General features: G+C 47.4%; 11 protein-coding genes. All 11 read left to right on the forward strand.

Going from position 1 to position 13,077, the window contains the following annotated elements; translation table 11 throughout:
* Positions 1–2 precede the first annotated feature (2 nt).
* The 11 genes from NNO02_RS11405 to NNO02_RS11455 are packed head-to-tail and all read left to right on the forward strand — an operon-like array spanning position 3 to position 13,067.
* On the forward strand, positions 3–1,370 hold the full coding sequence (locus NNO02_RS11405) for an undecaprenyl-phosphate glucose phosphotransferase (protein ID WP_271454842.1): 1,368 nt from the start codon (positions 3–5) through the stop codon (positions 1,368–1,370).
* Positions 1,360–2,646 carry an outer membrane beta-barrel protein gene (locus tag NNO02_RS11410; RefSeq protein ID WP_271454843.1) on the forward strand — a complete coding sequence of 429 codons (1,287 nt, stop codon included), beginning with the start codon at positions 1,360–1,362 and terminating at the stop codon, positions 2,644–2,646. Before NNO02_RS11405 ends, NNO02_RS11410 begins: the two co-directional genes overlap by 11 nt.
* A gap of 1 nt (position 2,647) precedes the next feature.
* A complete protein-coding gene (locus tag NNO02_RS11415) occupies positions 2,648–3,205 on the forward strand; it encodes a polysaccharide biosynthesis/export family protein (protein ID WP_048212978.1) in 558 nt (185 codons plus the stop codon).
* A gap of 2 nt (positions 3,206–3,207) precedes the next feature.
* Positions 3,208–5,325, forward strand: a complete 2,118-nt coding sequence (locus NNO02_RS11420) for a GumC family protein (RefSeq protein WP_271442513.1) — start codon at positions 3,208–3,210, stop codon at positions 5,323–5,325.
* Complete coding sequence (locus NNO02_RS11425) at positions 5,322–6,533, forward strand: lipopolysaccharide biosynthesis protein (protein ID WP_271454844.1); 1,212 nt, start codon at positions 5,322–5,324, stop codon at positions 6,531–6,533. The genes NNO02_RS11420 and NNO02_RS11425 overlap by 4 nt, the downstream gene beginning before the upstream one ends.
* Positions 6,530–7,915: a capsular biosynthesis protein gene (locus tag NNO02_RS11430; protein ID WP_271454845.1), complete on the forward strand. Its 1,386-nt coding sequence runs from the start codon at positions 6,530–6,532 to the stop codon at positions 7,913–7,915. Before NNO02_RS11425 ends, NNO02_RS11430 begins: the two co-directional genes overlap by 4 nt.
* On the forward strand, positions 7,905–8,894 hold the full coding sequence (locus tag NNO02_RS11435) for a glycosyltransferase (RefSeq protein ID WP_271442510.1): 990 nt from the start codon (positions 7,905–7,907) through the stop codon (positions 8,892–8,894). Before NNO02_RS11430 ends, NNO02_RS11435 begins: the two co-directional genes overlap by 11 nt.
* 14 nt (positions 8,895–8,908) lie before the next feature.
* Entirely contained in the window at positions 8,909–10,120 is a 1,212-nt protein-coding gene (locus NNO02_RS11440; protein WP_271454846.1) for a glycosyltransferase family 4 protein, read from the forward strand.
* Between the two features lies 1 nt (position 10,121).
* On the forward strand, positions 10,122–11,234 hold the full coding sequence (locus tag NNO02_RS11445; protein WP_271450317.1) for a glycosyltransferase family 4 protein: 1,113 nt from the start codon (positions 10,122–10,124) through the stop codon (positions 11,232–11,234).
* 2 nt (positions 11,235–11,236) lie between these two features.
* Entirely contained in the window at positions 11,237–11,644 is a 408-nt protein-coding gene (locus NNO02_RS11450) for a hypothetical protein (protein WP_101742956.1), read from the forward strand.
* Positions 11,645–11,675: 31 nt separating this feature from the next.
* Positions 11,676–13,067 (forward strand): DUF4832 domain-containing protein, encoded by a 1,392-nt coding sequence (locus NNO02_RS11455; protein WP_271454847.1) that lies wholly within the window; start codon positions 11,676–11,678, stop codon positions 13,065–13,067.
* Positions 13,068–13,077: the final 10 nt, after the last annotated feature.

Consider the following 13,077-nt stretch of genomic DNA (forward strand, 5'->3'; position numbering starts at 1 on the left):
TTTTGAAACTGGTCGATTTTATTGTAATTAATATTACGTTAATTTTTAGCGCCCATCTGTTAGATATGGTGCCGTTTAAGACCATTGTCATTCTGAGCATCCTCTTCTCAGTGTTTTTCCTACTGCTTGCTGAATACACAAAAATGTATCAGCAGAAGATAAAAACCATCGGCATACGCAACCAAAAACGGCTGCTTTTTTGTACACTGTTGGCAATCTCGTTCAACGAAGTGATCAGCATGACGGTGGCCGAACCGGAGTCACTTGGATACCTGACAAGTCTGACACCGTCTTTTTTATCCCCTATTGTTTACTGGTATTTCATTCCTTTACCTTTTCTTTATTTTATTCGTTTTTTTATTTTTAAATATTCAACGAAAAAAAACATTCGTGTGGCGATTATTGGTCTGACCGACAACGGTGTGGCAGCAGAAAATGCGTTGATAGCTGAATACTCCAATATCAAATTAGATTTGGCTTTTTATGACGAACGCGCGTTGTCCCGCTGTGGTGATATCGTGGATAAGATAAAAAGTCCCTTTCGCGGCCCGGTCATTAATCTGGTTGAAGAGGCTAAGCAAGGGAATATCGACGAGATCTATATCGCATTGCCGATGGTGGCATTACATCGTATTCGTCACTTTTTGGCCATGATGTCAGATACCACGGTAGATACCTATATTGTTCCTGATTTTTATACCTACAGTAACAATATGTCCAAGCTGCGCTCGATCCACAACCTGCAAACCATTGGCATCTTTAGCTCACCGTTTGAAGGGGCCGGTTCATTTATTAAACGTGCGGAAGACCTGATTCTCGGTAGCATCATTATGGTGATGATCTCCTCACTGATGTTAGCGATTGCTATTGGTATTAAACTTACCTCCCGTGGCCCGGTGTTTTTCAAACAAGATCGATACGGCCTGAGTGGACAAAAAATTAAGGTATGGAAGTTTCGCTCGATGCGAGTTATGGAGAATTCCGATACGGTTATCCAGGCCACCAAAAATGATCCCCGCGTGACAAAATTTGGTAGTTTCTTGCGACGCACTTCTCTTGATGAACTCCCGCAATTCATTAATGTATTGCAGGGAAGTATGTCTATTGTCGGTCCCAGACCCCATGCGGTTACGCACAACGAACAGTACCGTAAACAGGTCGAAAACTACATGATCCGCCATAAAGTTAAGCCGGGGATCACCGGGCTTGCGCAGATTAACGGTTTCCGTGGGGAAATCGATGCACTTTATAAGATGGAAAAGCGCGTTCAGTATGATATCGAATATATTCAAAACTGGTCGTTATGGCTGGATATAAAAATTATTATTAAAACTATTTTCAAAGGATTTGTCGGTAAGAATGCATACTAAATTAATAGTTATTACCGGAATCGTGATATCGCAGTCCGCATGGGCTGATCTAACGCCGAAATCACACATTGGCTTTGCGGGGATCGACTTCCAGGGCAAAGTTGCTGTGGATTACGGTTATGATGATAACGTGACTTATCAGCCCCATAACAGCGATGCGATAGGTTCAGCTTTCCAGAGCGCGGCGCCTGTGTTTAGTATGATCGGTGAGCGCGGTCAGGATAAGTATTTGCTAATGTATTCAGGTGATTATCGTAACTACTCAAGCAATTCTGCCGATAACTATAACGACCATTTCTTCCGTTTTAACGGTGCCTGGCGTTATGGGCAAATGCACGGCTTAACCCTGAATCTGGAAGATTCAATTGGGCATGAATCTCGCGGTCGCGATATCACTGAGGGGTTTTTGCCGAGCCAGTTCCGCCAGTATGGAATTAACTCTCCGCTGACGAATAATTTCATCAACAGTGAGTTGCGCTATAGCTATGGCGCACCAGATGGACGCGGCAAAGCGGAACTGGCACTGTTATATAAAAAACTGACGTTCGGGAATACCTCGGATGTGCAGGATACCAGCCCGGATTTTTACAATTATATTCAGCAGCAGGAATGGCATGAAAATAGTCTGGTTGCTGAAGTTTTTGACCAATACACATCCAGAACGCGCTTTCGCTATAGTTTTATTACTAATCAGCGTCACTATGATAACAACTCAGAAAAAGACAGTAATGAATACTATTTGCTTTACGGTCTGAAATCGCAGTTGACGGGGAAAACCAACGTCGACATGAATATTTCGTGGCTGTACAAAACATTTGAAAATGCCGCAAACTCGAGTGATTTTAATGGTCTAAACTGGGATATAAAGGGGGAGTGGAAGCCGTTAAATCAGTCAGTCTTCACTGCCCACTCTGCTCAAAGCATTAAAGACCCCTCGGAAGTTGGGGGGTATATTTTAGTGACTGAGTATGGGATTTCTTACCAGCATTTCTGGCTGGGTAATCGTTTTTCTACTTTGCTGGACTACTCATACACCACGGAAGACTATAAAAAACAGAACAAGGATCGACATGATAAAAATGGTGTATTTAGCGTAACCATGAGCTATGACTACACGCCGTCTGTCAATTTTGAGATTAAATATCAATTAGATACCTTGAATTCGAATAAGGATACTGATTCGTTTTATATCGGTCCCAATGACAGTCAGGAAGTCATTAGAACGTTGGGTTATGATAATTCTATGATTATGCTTAAAGCTAAGGTTCAGATCTAAAATGAAAATAATAGAACTGTGCGCGTTTTTGCTATTCAGTATCCTGTTGGTCGGATGCACAACGTCCAGGCCACCATTAATGGACGATCCTGCTGCGGTGGCAGAGGATTACCGAATTGGGGCGGGGGATACTGTTAATATCGTTGTTTACGGGGAGCCCGAGATGACGATGAAATTTATCGTGGATAAGAGTGGAACAATAAACTTCCCTTATATCGGCGTGCTGGGTTTAAAAGATAAAACACCAGAACAGGTGAATATTGAATTAACTCAACGCTTGCGCAATGGGTATATGGTTAATCCCATGGTGACAGTGAGTCTTGCCGAGTTCCGCAAATTCTACGTGTCAGGGGAAGTGAAAAGCCCGAATGGATTCGCCTGGGAGCCGGGACTTACGGTAGAGAAAGCGATTGCTCAGGCGGGTGGATTTACTGACCGTGCAGATCGCAAAGATATCAACATTCGCCTCTCCGGTAGCAACCAGCTACTTGAGAATGTTGATTTAACGCACTCTGTTCGTCCTGGGGATGTCGTGATTATTGGCATGGGGTTCTTCTAACGATGAAACTATCTATAGTGGAAAATGGCAAGCAACGAGAAAACTCCGTCGATTTCTCCCGCTTTGCCAAAGAACTGAAAAAGAACGCCTGGAAAATCGCGCTGGCCGGTATTATTGCCGGGGTTGTCGCGTACCCATTAATCAGCATGATGTCATCCAAATATGTTTCGACTGCCACGGTGTTGATTAAGGCTCAAGCTGATAATGTGTCGCCCTTTCCCCAGGTTGATGGTTTTGATTCAACGCGGAGTGGTTACTACGAAACACAGTATGCATTGATGCAGTCTCGCATTATCCTCGAGCAGGCGGTCCGCGATCTGAAGCTGGATGAAAACCCGGATTTTACCGGGATGAAGCCCGGCTCGGGCAGTGAAGATCAGCAACTGAGGGTTGATCAAGCGCTGAAAACATTGTCGAAAGACCTGAAGGTCATCGGTATCCGTACCACTAATCTGGCCTCTATTTCTTATGAATCTTCCTCGCCTCAACTTTCAGCTGAGATAGCCAATGGCGTCGCTCAGGCTTTTATCAACTACACGGTAGAACAAAAGCGTCTGAAAGCAGAGCAGGCTCGCAATCTCAACTTTGAAAAAATGGAAGAGATTCAGAAATCGATAGCGAAACAAAAAGAGGAAATGGATAGCTACCTGAAAAACTCTGGGCTGCTGACCTTCCGTGGTATTGATGGTTTTGAAACAGAGCAGTTAAGCATTGTGACCAACCGTCTTGCCGATGCGACCCAACGCCGTGTCGCTGCGGAGTCTGTTTACAATGAAGTCAATAGCCGAGGGAAATCTTCAGGCGATATCATTTCGCTGCCATCAGTTTCTGACCATGCGCAGATTCAGGATTTACGCATTGCGCTGATTCAGGCGCAGCGAACGTTGTCGGAACTGCGCAAAGTGTATGGCCCTAAAAGTGCCAATATTTTAAAAGCAGAAGCCGATGTGCAATCAATCCAAAATCAAACGGGTCGGGTGCTGGGTGAGCTAAAACTTGGCTTACGTCAGCAGTATTTGGCTGCGCTGGCCGACGAAAAGAATTACCAGCAGCAGGTTGCTGAGCAAAAAGAGATCTTCCAGAAGATGGCATCAAAACGGGATGCCTATAACAGCCAAAAATTGGCGTTAGATAAAATGGAAGATCTGTATAAGACGCTTTATCAGCGGACTCAGGAATTGTCGCTGTCCGGGGTTAATGCGGATGCGGTGCTGTATGATCCCGCCGTTCCTCCGTTAAAGCCGTCTAAGCCGAATAAATCGCTGTTGCTCGTGATGGTGGTGATGTTGGTTGTGGTATTCAGCATCATGTATTTCATCGTCAAAGCGGCAATGGATAATTCAATTAGCACCCTGAGCCGTCTGAAGAAACGTCTCAATGTCGAGCCATTGGGCGAAATTCGTCGATTTACCGGTACTTCGGGTCGCGCACAGGTGCGGGATATGATACTGAAGAACCCGCTGAATGCCGATATCATCCACGGTATTCGCACCCGAATTATGCTGGATAACCGGCCGCTGCAAACGGTCGCTATTGCTTCGGCGGAGCAGGGGGAAGGGCGTTCCCTGTTGGCGAATCTGTTGGCCAGCTCATTCAGCTTCGATCAGAAAACGTTGCTTATTGATGCAGATTTCTTCAATACCAACGGCCTGTCTTCTGAACTGGCATCGGCGACGTCTGCGGGTGTGGCGGAGCTGTTGCGGGGTGAGGCTCCGCTAGAAAAAGCACGGGTTAAGATCGCTGAAAATCTTGATTTCATCCCCCACGGTAAGACGACCATTTCCTCTTTACTGATGCTGTCGTCAGAGCACGTTGAACCCGTGATGCGCGAACTGAAGTCGCAGTATCAACGCATTATTATTGACGTTGCAGCGGTGAATCAGAGTCAGGATATCCAACTGATCAAACGAGCCGTTGATGGGGTTATCTTTATCGTGAAAGCCGGGACCGGTTCTGCGGAGAATATCGCCGGCGCGCTGGATAAAATTGAGGATAATCAGGGCGTGGTGATTGGCGCGGTGTTGAATGCGGTCGAGGAAAAAAACCTTGAAACGCAGGAAGGGTTGCGCTCATTGAACTTCAATACTGACCAACTGATGACTACGCCAGGTCGTGTATGAGTTTACTGAAGAGCGCTTCTACGATAGCCAGTTCATCAGTCGTTTCGCAGCTGATTGGTGCGCTGTCTATCTGGTTGATCTCACATAAGTACGATATGGCAGAGGTTGGGCTGTATGCGCTCAACTACAGTATCGCGGTGGTGGGGGCACAGGTATGTACCTTTGCCTCCCAGCTTTTGATTCCCAAACAGCAGGATGAAGAGCTGGCGCAAAATGTAGTGTTCTGTTTGCTGCAAAGTGCGCTCATTGCATTACCGTATGCCGTCCTGACCGCGTGGTTGTTTCACCAGAACATACTGTTTCTCTATTTGCTGACGCTTTCAACGGCGTGGGCGTTAATATCGGAAAACTTATCGCTGCGGACAGCCAACTTTTATTTTCTGATCTTTCAGCGTATTTCTGTCTCTGTGGTGGTGGTGCTCTCGGTACTGCTCACGCACCAGGTACAGACATTTTACTGGTCGTGGGCCTGCGCCATGATACTGCTGACCACTAGCTGTATTTTACATTCGTTTGATATTCGCTCGGTGACGTCGCAGCATTTGCGCCCGGCAAGTAATTTGCGATTTTTTAAACAGAATATTCATCACATCACTAAAGTCGGTAGCGCTGAGGTGTTGGCAATGGCGAGCAGTAACTTGCCTATTATGCTGATTAACTTCTGGTTTTCGGCGCTGACGGCGGGGTATTTTTCCGTTGTAAGCCGGTTCTGTCTGGCACCGGTAGTGATTATCGGCAACGCGGTACGCAATACCATTTTTTCTAAATGGTCCATCGACTTCAGAAATAACACCTTCAATTATCAGGAGTATACGAAGGTACGTATGCTGCTGCTAGTGCTGGGGGTTGTCTGTACCTTGGGTGTCTTTATTTTCTATCCCATTGTGATGCGGCTGGGTTTTAGCGAAGACTGGATTAACTCCATTGAGACGTCGCGCTACATGCTGCCCTATTTGTTCCCGGCGCTGGCGATAAGTCCTTTAACGGTGATTGAGCTTATTTTTGGCTCGCACCGCTATTTTCTGCGTATCCAACTTGAACAGTTGGCGATTGTGCTTCTGGCGTTTGTGGTCGTTCCCTATTTTTACCATGATTATGCGGCGTCAGTAATATTGTTCTCTTCACTGACATTTATTCGCTATGCGTTCATTTACCTGAAAATGAACAAGCGGGCCAATCTCCTGAAAAACAAGCCGGTGACGCCATGACACTGAATACCGGAAATTATTTACAGGTCTACACCTTTATAACGCTGATCCTGTGTGGTCTGGTGCAGTATTTCACCGGCATGCAATCTGTGTTGTGGATCCCGTTTTTCCTGACATTACTGATGGTGGGATTACTGGTGATGCAGACGCGAGACGGGGCGCTGCGTCTGGATGCACAGGAAACCATTATCCTTGCGCTGTATTTTTCCTTTCTGGTGTTGGCGGGAACATCGACCCTGATTCAGGGCGGGGTCACCGTCGCAATTGTGGCCTTCAAAAACGAAATCGCGTTATCGCTGGTGATGGTTTGTTTGCTGTTGGGTTTTTGCCGTGAATCGCAGATATATCGGGCGACGCGCTATCTGTACTGGGTGTTCTATGCGCAAATTCCGGTGATGATTTATCAGGTTTTGCTGGTTGTTCCTCAGCGTGTGGCTGTGCGCGGGGAAGATGAAAAATGGGACTCCGTGGTAGGCACATTCGGCGGAGACCCGATGGGTGGCGGCAATACGGCGGCGATGGGGTTATTTTGCCTGTTAATTATGTTGCTGAAACTCTCTGAATATAAGCACGGGCTTACGACGTTTAAATCCGCAGCGCTGCATATCATCCTTGGAATAGGGTTATGTATCATTGGTGAGGTCAAGTTTGTCATCCTGCTGTCACCGATATTTCTGGCATGGGTGTGGATATCGCCGAGCTATGTTAAAGATGTCAGTAAGGTAAACCTGAAGACGTTATTCGTCATTGTGGCAGGAATGCTGGTGCTCATCGGCCTGTCGATTATGATACTGGCCTGGTACTACTCTTCCGCTTTTGGCAGCGATCCGACGCAAGGCTCATTAAGCATTTTTATTGATTCATTGAGCTATATCTTTGATCCGAACTACATCATGTCGACCGGAGAGTTGGGGCGTTTCACAACGTTTCTGTTCTGGTTAAAAAATAACGATCTATGGGGACTGTCGGGCACATTATTTGGCTATGGGCTTAATGCTACAAACAGTGGTAGTACGGTCTCCCCTGGGTTTTTGAACATTATCTATAACCTGATTTTAGACTCGACTGCTCTGAGTATGCTGCTGTGGGAAGTTGGCATTATTGGCACGCTGCTGTTTATTGGCTTGTTTATTTATATTCTGAAAGTGTGCCAGCCAAAACCAGTATTGATGCTGGAACAGTTGGATAAACAGGATCTGCAGTTACTGAGCTTTGCGCCAGCATTTAACGCTTTCGCTATCAGTTGTTTAATCAGTTTACCTTACAGTCAGATATTGATGATTACGCCGATGTTACAGTTCCTGTTCTATTTATCGCTGGGGGCGAGCTTAGTGATTCGTCGAACCGTACTGCGCAGTGCAGGGGGATGGTATGGACAATAAACCATTTATTTCAGTGAGTATTAAAACGCTCAACGAATCTAAAGGCATTGAGAAAACGATCGACAGCATTCGGCGTCAGTTGGTCGGGTATCCGCATAAGATTATCGTGGCTGACAGTTTGTCGACAGATAACACCCAGCAGTTGGCTGCCAATAAGGGCGTCACGGTAGTGTCACTCACCGATCCTGGCGATCGCTGTTGTGGAGTGGGCCATCAGTTGGGTTATCTGTACAGCGAAGGGGAATATTTATTACTGATGGATGGAGATATGGAGCTGGAAGATGGCTTCATTGACCAGGCTATTGCCTTTTTGCAGGCAGAACCAAACTATGCCGGGGTGGCCGGTACCGTCGAAATGGATGATGCCGTTAACTATGAATTTAAGTCTCGTAAGCAGCGGATCAATAAAATCTATCCTCTTGGCGATAGCGATCATCTGGGGGGCGGTGGACTGTATCGTCGGTCGGCAATTGAAAAAATTGGTTATCTGACCAACCGTAATTTGCACGCGTATGAAGAGGCTGAGCTGGGTCTGCGTTTAATCGAAGCGGGCTATAAACTGCGGCGTCTGGATATTCCTTACTTCAGTCATACGTCACATACGCTGCCGACGTTTAAGATGCTGGCGCGCCGCTGGACCAGCGGTTATTACCAGGCTCCGGGTGAGCTTCTGCGTTGTAGTTGGGGGAAACCCTGGTTTTCCCAGTCATTCAACATCGTGAAGAATGAGGCGGTATTTGCGCTCTACCTTATTCTCTTATTTGTTGCACTGCTCACCTTTAATATCAACGTGTTTGCCGTTGCGCTTCTCCCATTACTGGCATTTGCCTTGTTGAAGATTGTGCAAAATCGCTCGTTAACAGATGGGCTGCAAAGCGTTATTAATTTAATCGTACGCTCAGCGGGGCTGATCAAAGGTATTTTTTATCCGGTACGCGATCCGCTGACTCCGCCCAACAGTAAAATCATTCATGAATAACCGGGGCAGGCGCCATGAAAGTATTATTAGTTAACAAGTTTTTTTTCATCAAAGGCGGCGCGGAAACGGTTTATTTTCAAGAACGCGACATGCTGAAACAGGCTGGTGTCCAGGTCATTGATTTTTCCATGCAGCATGAGAAAAATTTCCCCTCTGATTATGCGGATTATTTCGTCAGCAATGTCGATTACCATAAAGAGAGTAATCTGTTGGGGGGTATCAAAACCGCGGTTAACTTTATTCATAACACCCAGGCCTGCAAAAAAATGCTGGCGCTTTTACAAAAAGAACGCCCTGATATCGTTCACTTTCATAATATTTACCATCAGTTGACGCCGGCGTTAATTAAAGTGGCGCGTAATTTTGGCTGTAAAACGGTGCTGACGGCGCACGACTATAAGATTGTCTGTCCCGCATACTCCATGTTACGTGATGGGAAGGTGTGTGATGCCTGTATCACCGGTACCGTTTTCAATGCCTTCCGCTATCGCTGTCAGGAAGGCTCTGCCTCGAAAAGCTTGCTGCTCTCGTTAGAAGCAACCTGGCAATACATTGCCCAGAATTATCAGGCTCTGGATGTGATTGTTTCACCCAGCGTCTTTTTACGCGGCGTGTTACTCCGAACGTTGCCGAAATCGCGAATCGATGTGATCGTCAATGGTGTTGATGATAGCCAGCCCATCGATGAGGTCGTCGATGACGGTTATATACTGTACTTCGGCCGCCTGAGCCGTGAAAAGGGTGTGGCAACGTTGCTGGCCGCTCATCAGAAAATGCGTAACCCTGCTCCGCTGAAAATAGTGGGACACGGTCCGTTGCATGACGAGTTAGTGGCGAAATACCCGGACGCTGAATTTTTAGGTTATGTACAACAAGGGGATACCCTCAATACGCTCATTAAGCATGCCCGCGTGGTGATCCTCCCCTCTGAATGTTATGAAAACTGCTCAATGGCGGTACTGGAGGCGATGTCTTTCGCGAAACCGGTGATCGGGGCGCGCATTGGCGGGATCCCCGAACAAATACGCGACGGTATTGAAGGGCTTTTATTTGAGCCGGGTAATGCGCAGGAACTGGCGAAGGCGATGGATGCTCTGGTTGATGACCCGGATAAAGCACGCGTCATGGGCTTACGGGGGCGTGCGCGCCTGAGTGAAAAATATGCGCTTAGCAAACATATGGATACCTTACAGGCGCTATATAAAGAACTTCTGAGCAGGCCATAGAATGAGTAAAAAAATAACGGTTTTTGGTACTCGCGGTATTCCGGATGTCCTGGGCGGTGTGGAAACCCACTGCCAGAATCTTTACCCGGCGATTAAACAACAGTTTGACGTTGATATTTGTGTTATCGCCCGCTCGCCGTATGTTAGCTACAAACGATCTTCTTATAAGAAAGTTGAGACCTATGCGCTGTGGGCACCCAAAAAACGGTCACTGGAAGCGATTGTGCATTCCGTTTTAGCGGCGTTTAGAACCTGTGTCGACGGTTCTGATATTGTGCATGTCCATGCTATAGGGCCGGGTTTGGTGATCCCATTATTACGCGTGTTAGGTAAGAAGGTGGTTTTTACCCACCACGGGCCTGATTACGATCGTCAAAAATGGGGATTTGTCGCCAAAAAAATATTGCTGCTGGGTGAACGCTGGGCGGTAAGATATGCCAATGAGGTGATAGTGATTTCTGAGGTCATTAACCAACTGATTCAGAAAAAACATGCTCGCTATGATGCGCATTTGATTTTCAACGGTGTCAATAAGCCCCGTCCGTTGTCAGATCAAACCCTTCATGCCACGCTTTCCCGCTTTGGACTCGAGGCGAAAAATTATTTCGTGGTGGTCGGACGGTTTGTGGAAGAAAAGGGGATGCATGATGCGATCTCCGCGTACAAACAAAGTGGTTTGCAACAGCCGCTAGTGCTCATTGGCGATGCAGATCATCCAACGGAATACAGTATTCGACTCAAGCAACTTGCCGCTGATACCCCTGGCGTGGTGATGACCGGATTTTTAAGGGGAGATGAACTTCAGGCGGTGTTTTCGCAGGCCAGGCTTTTCGTTATGCCTTCCTACCATGAAGGGCTACCGATTGCGCTTCTGGAGGCGATGTCGTATTCCCTCCCGGCGGTGGTGAGCGATATTCCCGCAAATTTGGAAGTGCAGTTGCCGTCTGAGGCTTATTTTCGGGTCGGCTCATTGTCCAGCCTTGCTGAGAAATTAACTGCCTGGGCCAGCGCAAATAGCGTGGACTATCGTGTCTATTTGCAAAATTACGACTGGCAAGAAATTGCCAGAAAAACAGTCAATGTCTACCACTCAATTGATAAAGATATAGGTTAATTTTGACCAGTCCTCAGAATCGCCCCCCCGTCATCGAACGATTTTATGCGCAACTTGATGAGCATATATCGGAGGGACTGACTCCGGAACAAAAAGACGGGATCGAGAAAGCGATCGTCGCCAGCACTCTGGCATCAAGACATCGGATCGATATTCGCAGAAGCTTTCCATTTTTCGGTAAACGCTTTTATCTGGTTTTTTTATTCGGCAGAGACTTACGTCAGCGGCATCGTCAGGAGTCGACCTTATCGACCATGCTGCTCACTTTTTTGTTGCTGCTAGGCACGCTGTTTGTCACCTGCTGCGTATTACTGACGCTATATATGATCAAATCCGCATTGGGTATTGATGTATTCCAACATTTTCACGTGGGTATTTGGGACTGGTGGTTAAGCCTGAAAGACCGCTAGTGTTAACAAACCTGTGGAGGGCGTCACTGCGATGAAGTGTCAATGGTTTTCTGCGCTGTTGTGTCTGTTCTGTCCGCTGACGGTATTGGCCGCATTAACGACCGTAACCCCCAAAGCATTGACGGGCCCACTGACAAACCCAGGTATCGGGGTAGCCAGTTTTCATCAGGGATATGGTGAAACGCTTGGACTGGCGGATTATCCCGACACAGGCTTTGAATATGAGCGCTTTTACTGGCGTGACCTTGAGCCTGTCGAAGGCCAGTACAATTTTGCACTGGTTGATGATGCCTTCAAGTATGCCGCGGCACATCGACCGGCGATGAACGTCGGACTGCGGTTTATGGCGCTTGCTGAGCCGGAAACGGGTTCACAAATTCCCGACTGGTTGATTAAAAAAGGCGTAAAGGGAACCTGGACGCCTGATAAAAAAACCTTTATCCCTGATTTAGACGATCCCCTATTTATTGAATATAGCCAGCGCCTGCTGAACGCAATGGGTAAACGCTATGATGGTAACGAGAACCTGGCTTTCGTGGATATCGGCATGGTGGGGGCGTGGGGAGAGTGGCATAACAGCAACTTCCCGATGCTGAAGCCATTGCTGGAGCGCTACACCACGGCGCAGTTGGACCGCTATGTGACGATGCATTTCTCTGCTTTCCCCAGTACGCCAAAAATCATGTTAATGAGTGGTGGGCAAAGTCTGGCGAATGCGGTCGCGCGCGGGGCGGGCTGGCGTGCGGACTGCCTGGGTGATCTCCGCGTGTTTTCTGCTTCATGGAATCATATGGCGGATGATTACCCGCAACGGCTGCAGGCCGCACAGAAAAGCTATTCAGGATTTAACGATGCCTGGAAACATGCGCCAGTGAGTTTTGAGATCTGCTCGTACATGCAGGACTGGAAAAATACTTTTCACTATACGCGAGAGGAAGTGCAGGGGATTTTTGACTGGGCGGTGAAGCAACATACCAGTACGATTAACCTGAAATCGAGAACAGTGCCCCGTGAGTATCGTCCGATTGTCGACGAGGCACTGACAAAACTGGGCTATCGGTTTCGCTTAGCATCTCTGAGCCACGAGTCAGTCTGGGAAGGTGGACAAGAACTGACCCTGACAAGCACCTGGTATAACGAAGGGAACGCGCCGATTTACCTTCCCTACACGCTGGCATTTCGCCTGGTCAATGAGGCCAATAAGGTGGTGGCACAAGGGAATGTCCCGGAAGATATACGTCACTGGCTGCCCGGAAAACACCCACTGAGTTACCCGATGCCGATGCCCGGGACGCTGCCAAAAGGGAAATATGCTATTGAAGCGGCGATTGTGGATAAATCCGGTGCGGCAAGAATTAACTTTGCCAATGAAGGGAAGCTGAGCAACGGTTGGTATCGCGTCTCTGCAGTAACGGTGGAATAGCCTGCCGTAG

This window comes from Citrobacter sp. Awk 2 (genome assembly GCF_028069815.1).
Taxonomy (GTDB): Bacteria; Pseudomonadota; Gammaproteobacteria; order Enterobacterales; family Enterobacteriaceae; genus Citrobacter.

Coding starts and splice junctions, on each gene's coding strand:
- NNO02_RS11430 (WP_271454845.1), top strand. CDS start 6,530: ATGACACTGAATACCGGAAATTATTTACAGGTCTACACCTTTATAACG.
- NNO02_RS11420 (WP_271442513.1), top strand. CDS start 3,208: ATGAAACTATCTATAGTGGAAAATGGCAAGCAACGAGAAAACTCCGTC.
- NNO02_RS11435 (WP_271442510.1), top strand. CDS start 7,905: ATGGACAATAAACCATTTATTTCAGTGAGTATTAAAACGCTCAACGAA.
- NNO02_RS11410 (WP_271454843.1), top strand. CDS start 1,360: ATGCATACTAAATTAATAGTTATTACCGGAATCGTGATATCGCAGTCC.
- NNO02_RS11455 (WP_271454847.1), top strand. CDS start 11,676: ATGAAGTGTCAATGGTTTTCTGCGCTGTTGTGTCTGTTCTGTCCGCTG.
- NNO02_RS11415 (WP_048212978.1), top strand. CDS start 2,648: ATGAAAATAATAGAACTGTGCGCGTTTTTGCTATTCAGTATCCTGTTG.
- NNO02_RS11440 (WP_271454846.1), top strand. CDS start 8,909: ATGAAAGTATTATTAGTTAACAAGTTTTTTTTCATCAAAGGCGGCGCG.
- NNO02_RS11445 (WP_271450317.1), top strand. CDS start 10,122: ATGAGTAAAAAAATAACGGTTTTTGGTACTCGCGGTATTCCGGATGTC.
- NNO02_RS11425 (WP_271454844.1), top strand. CDS start 5,322: ATGAGTTTACTGAAGAGCGCTTCTACGATAGCCAGTTCATCAGTCGTT.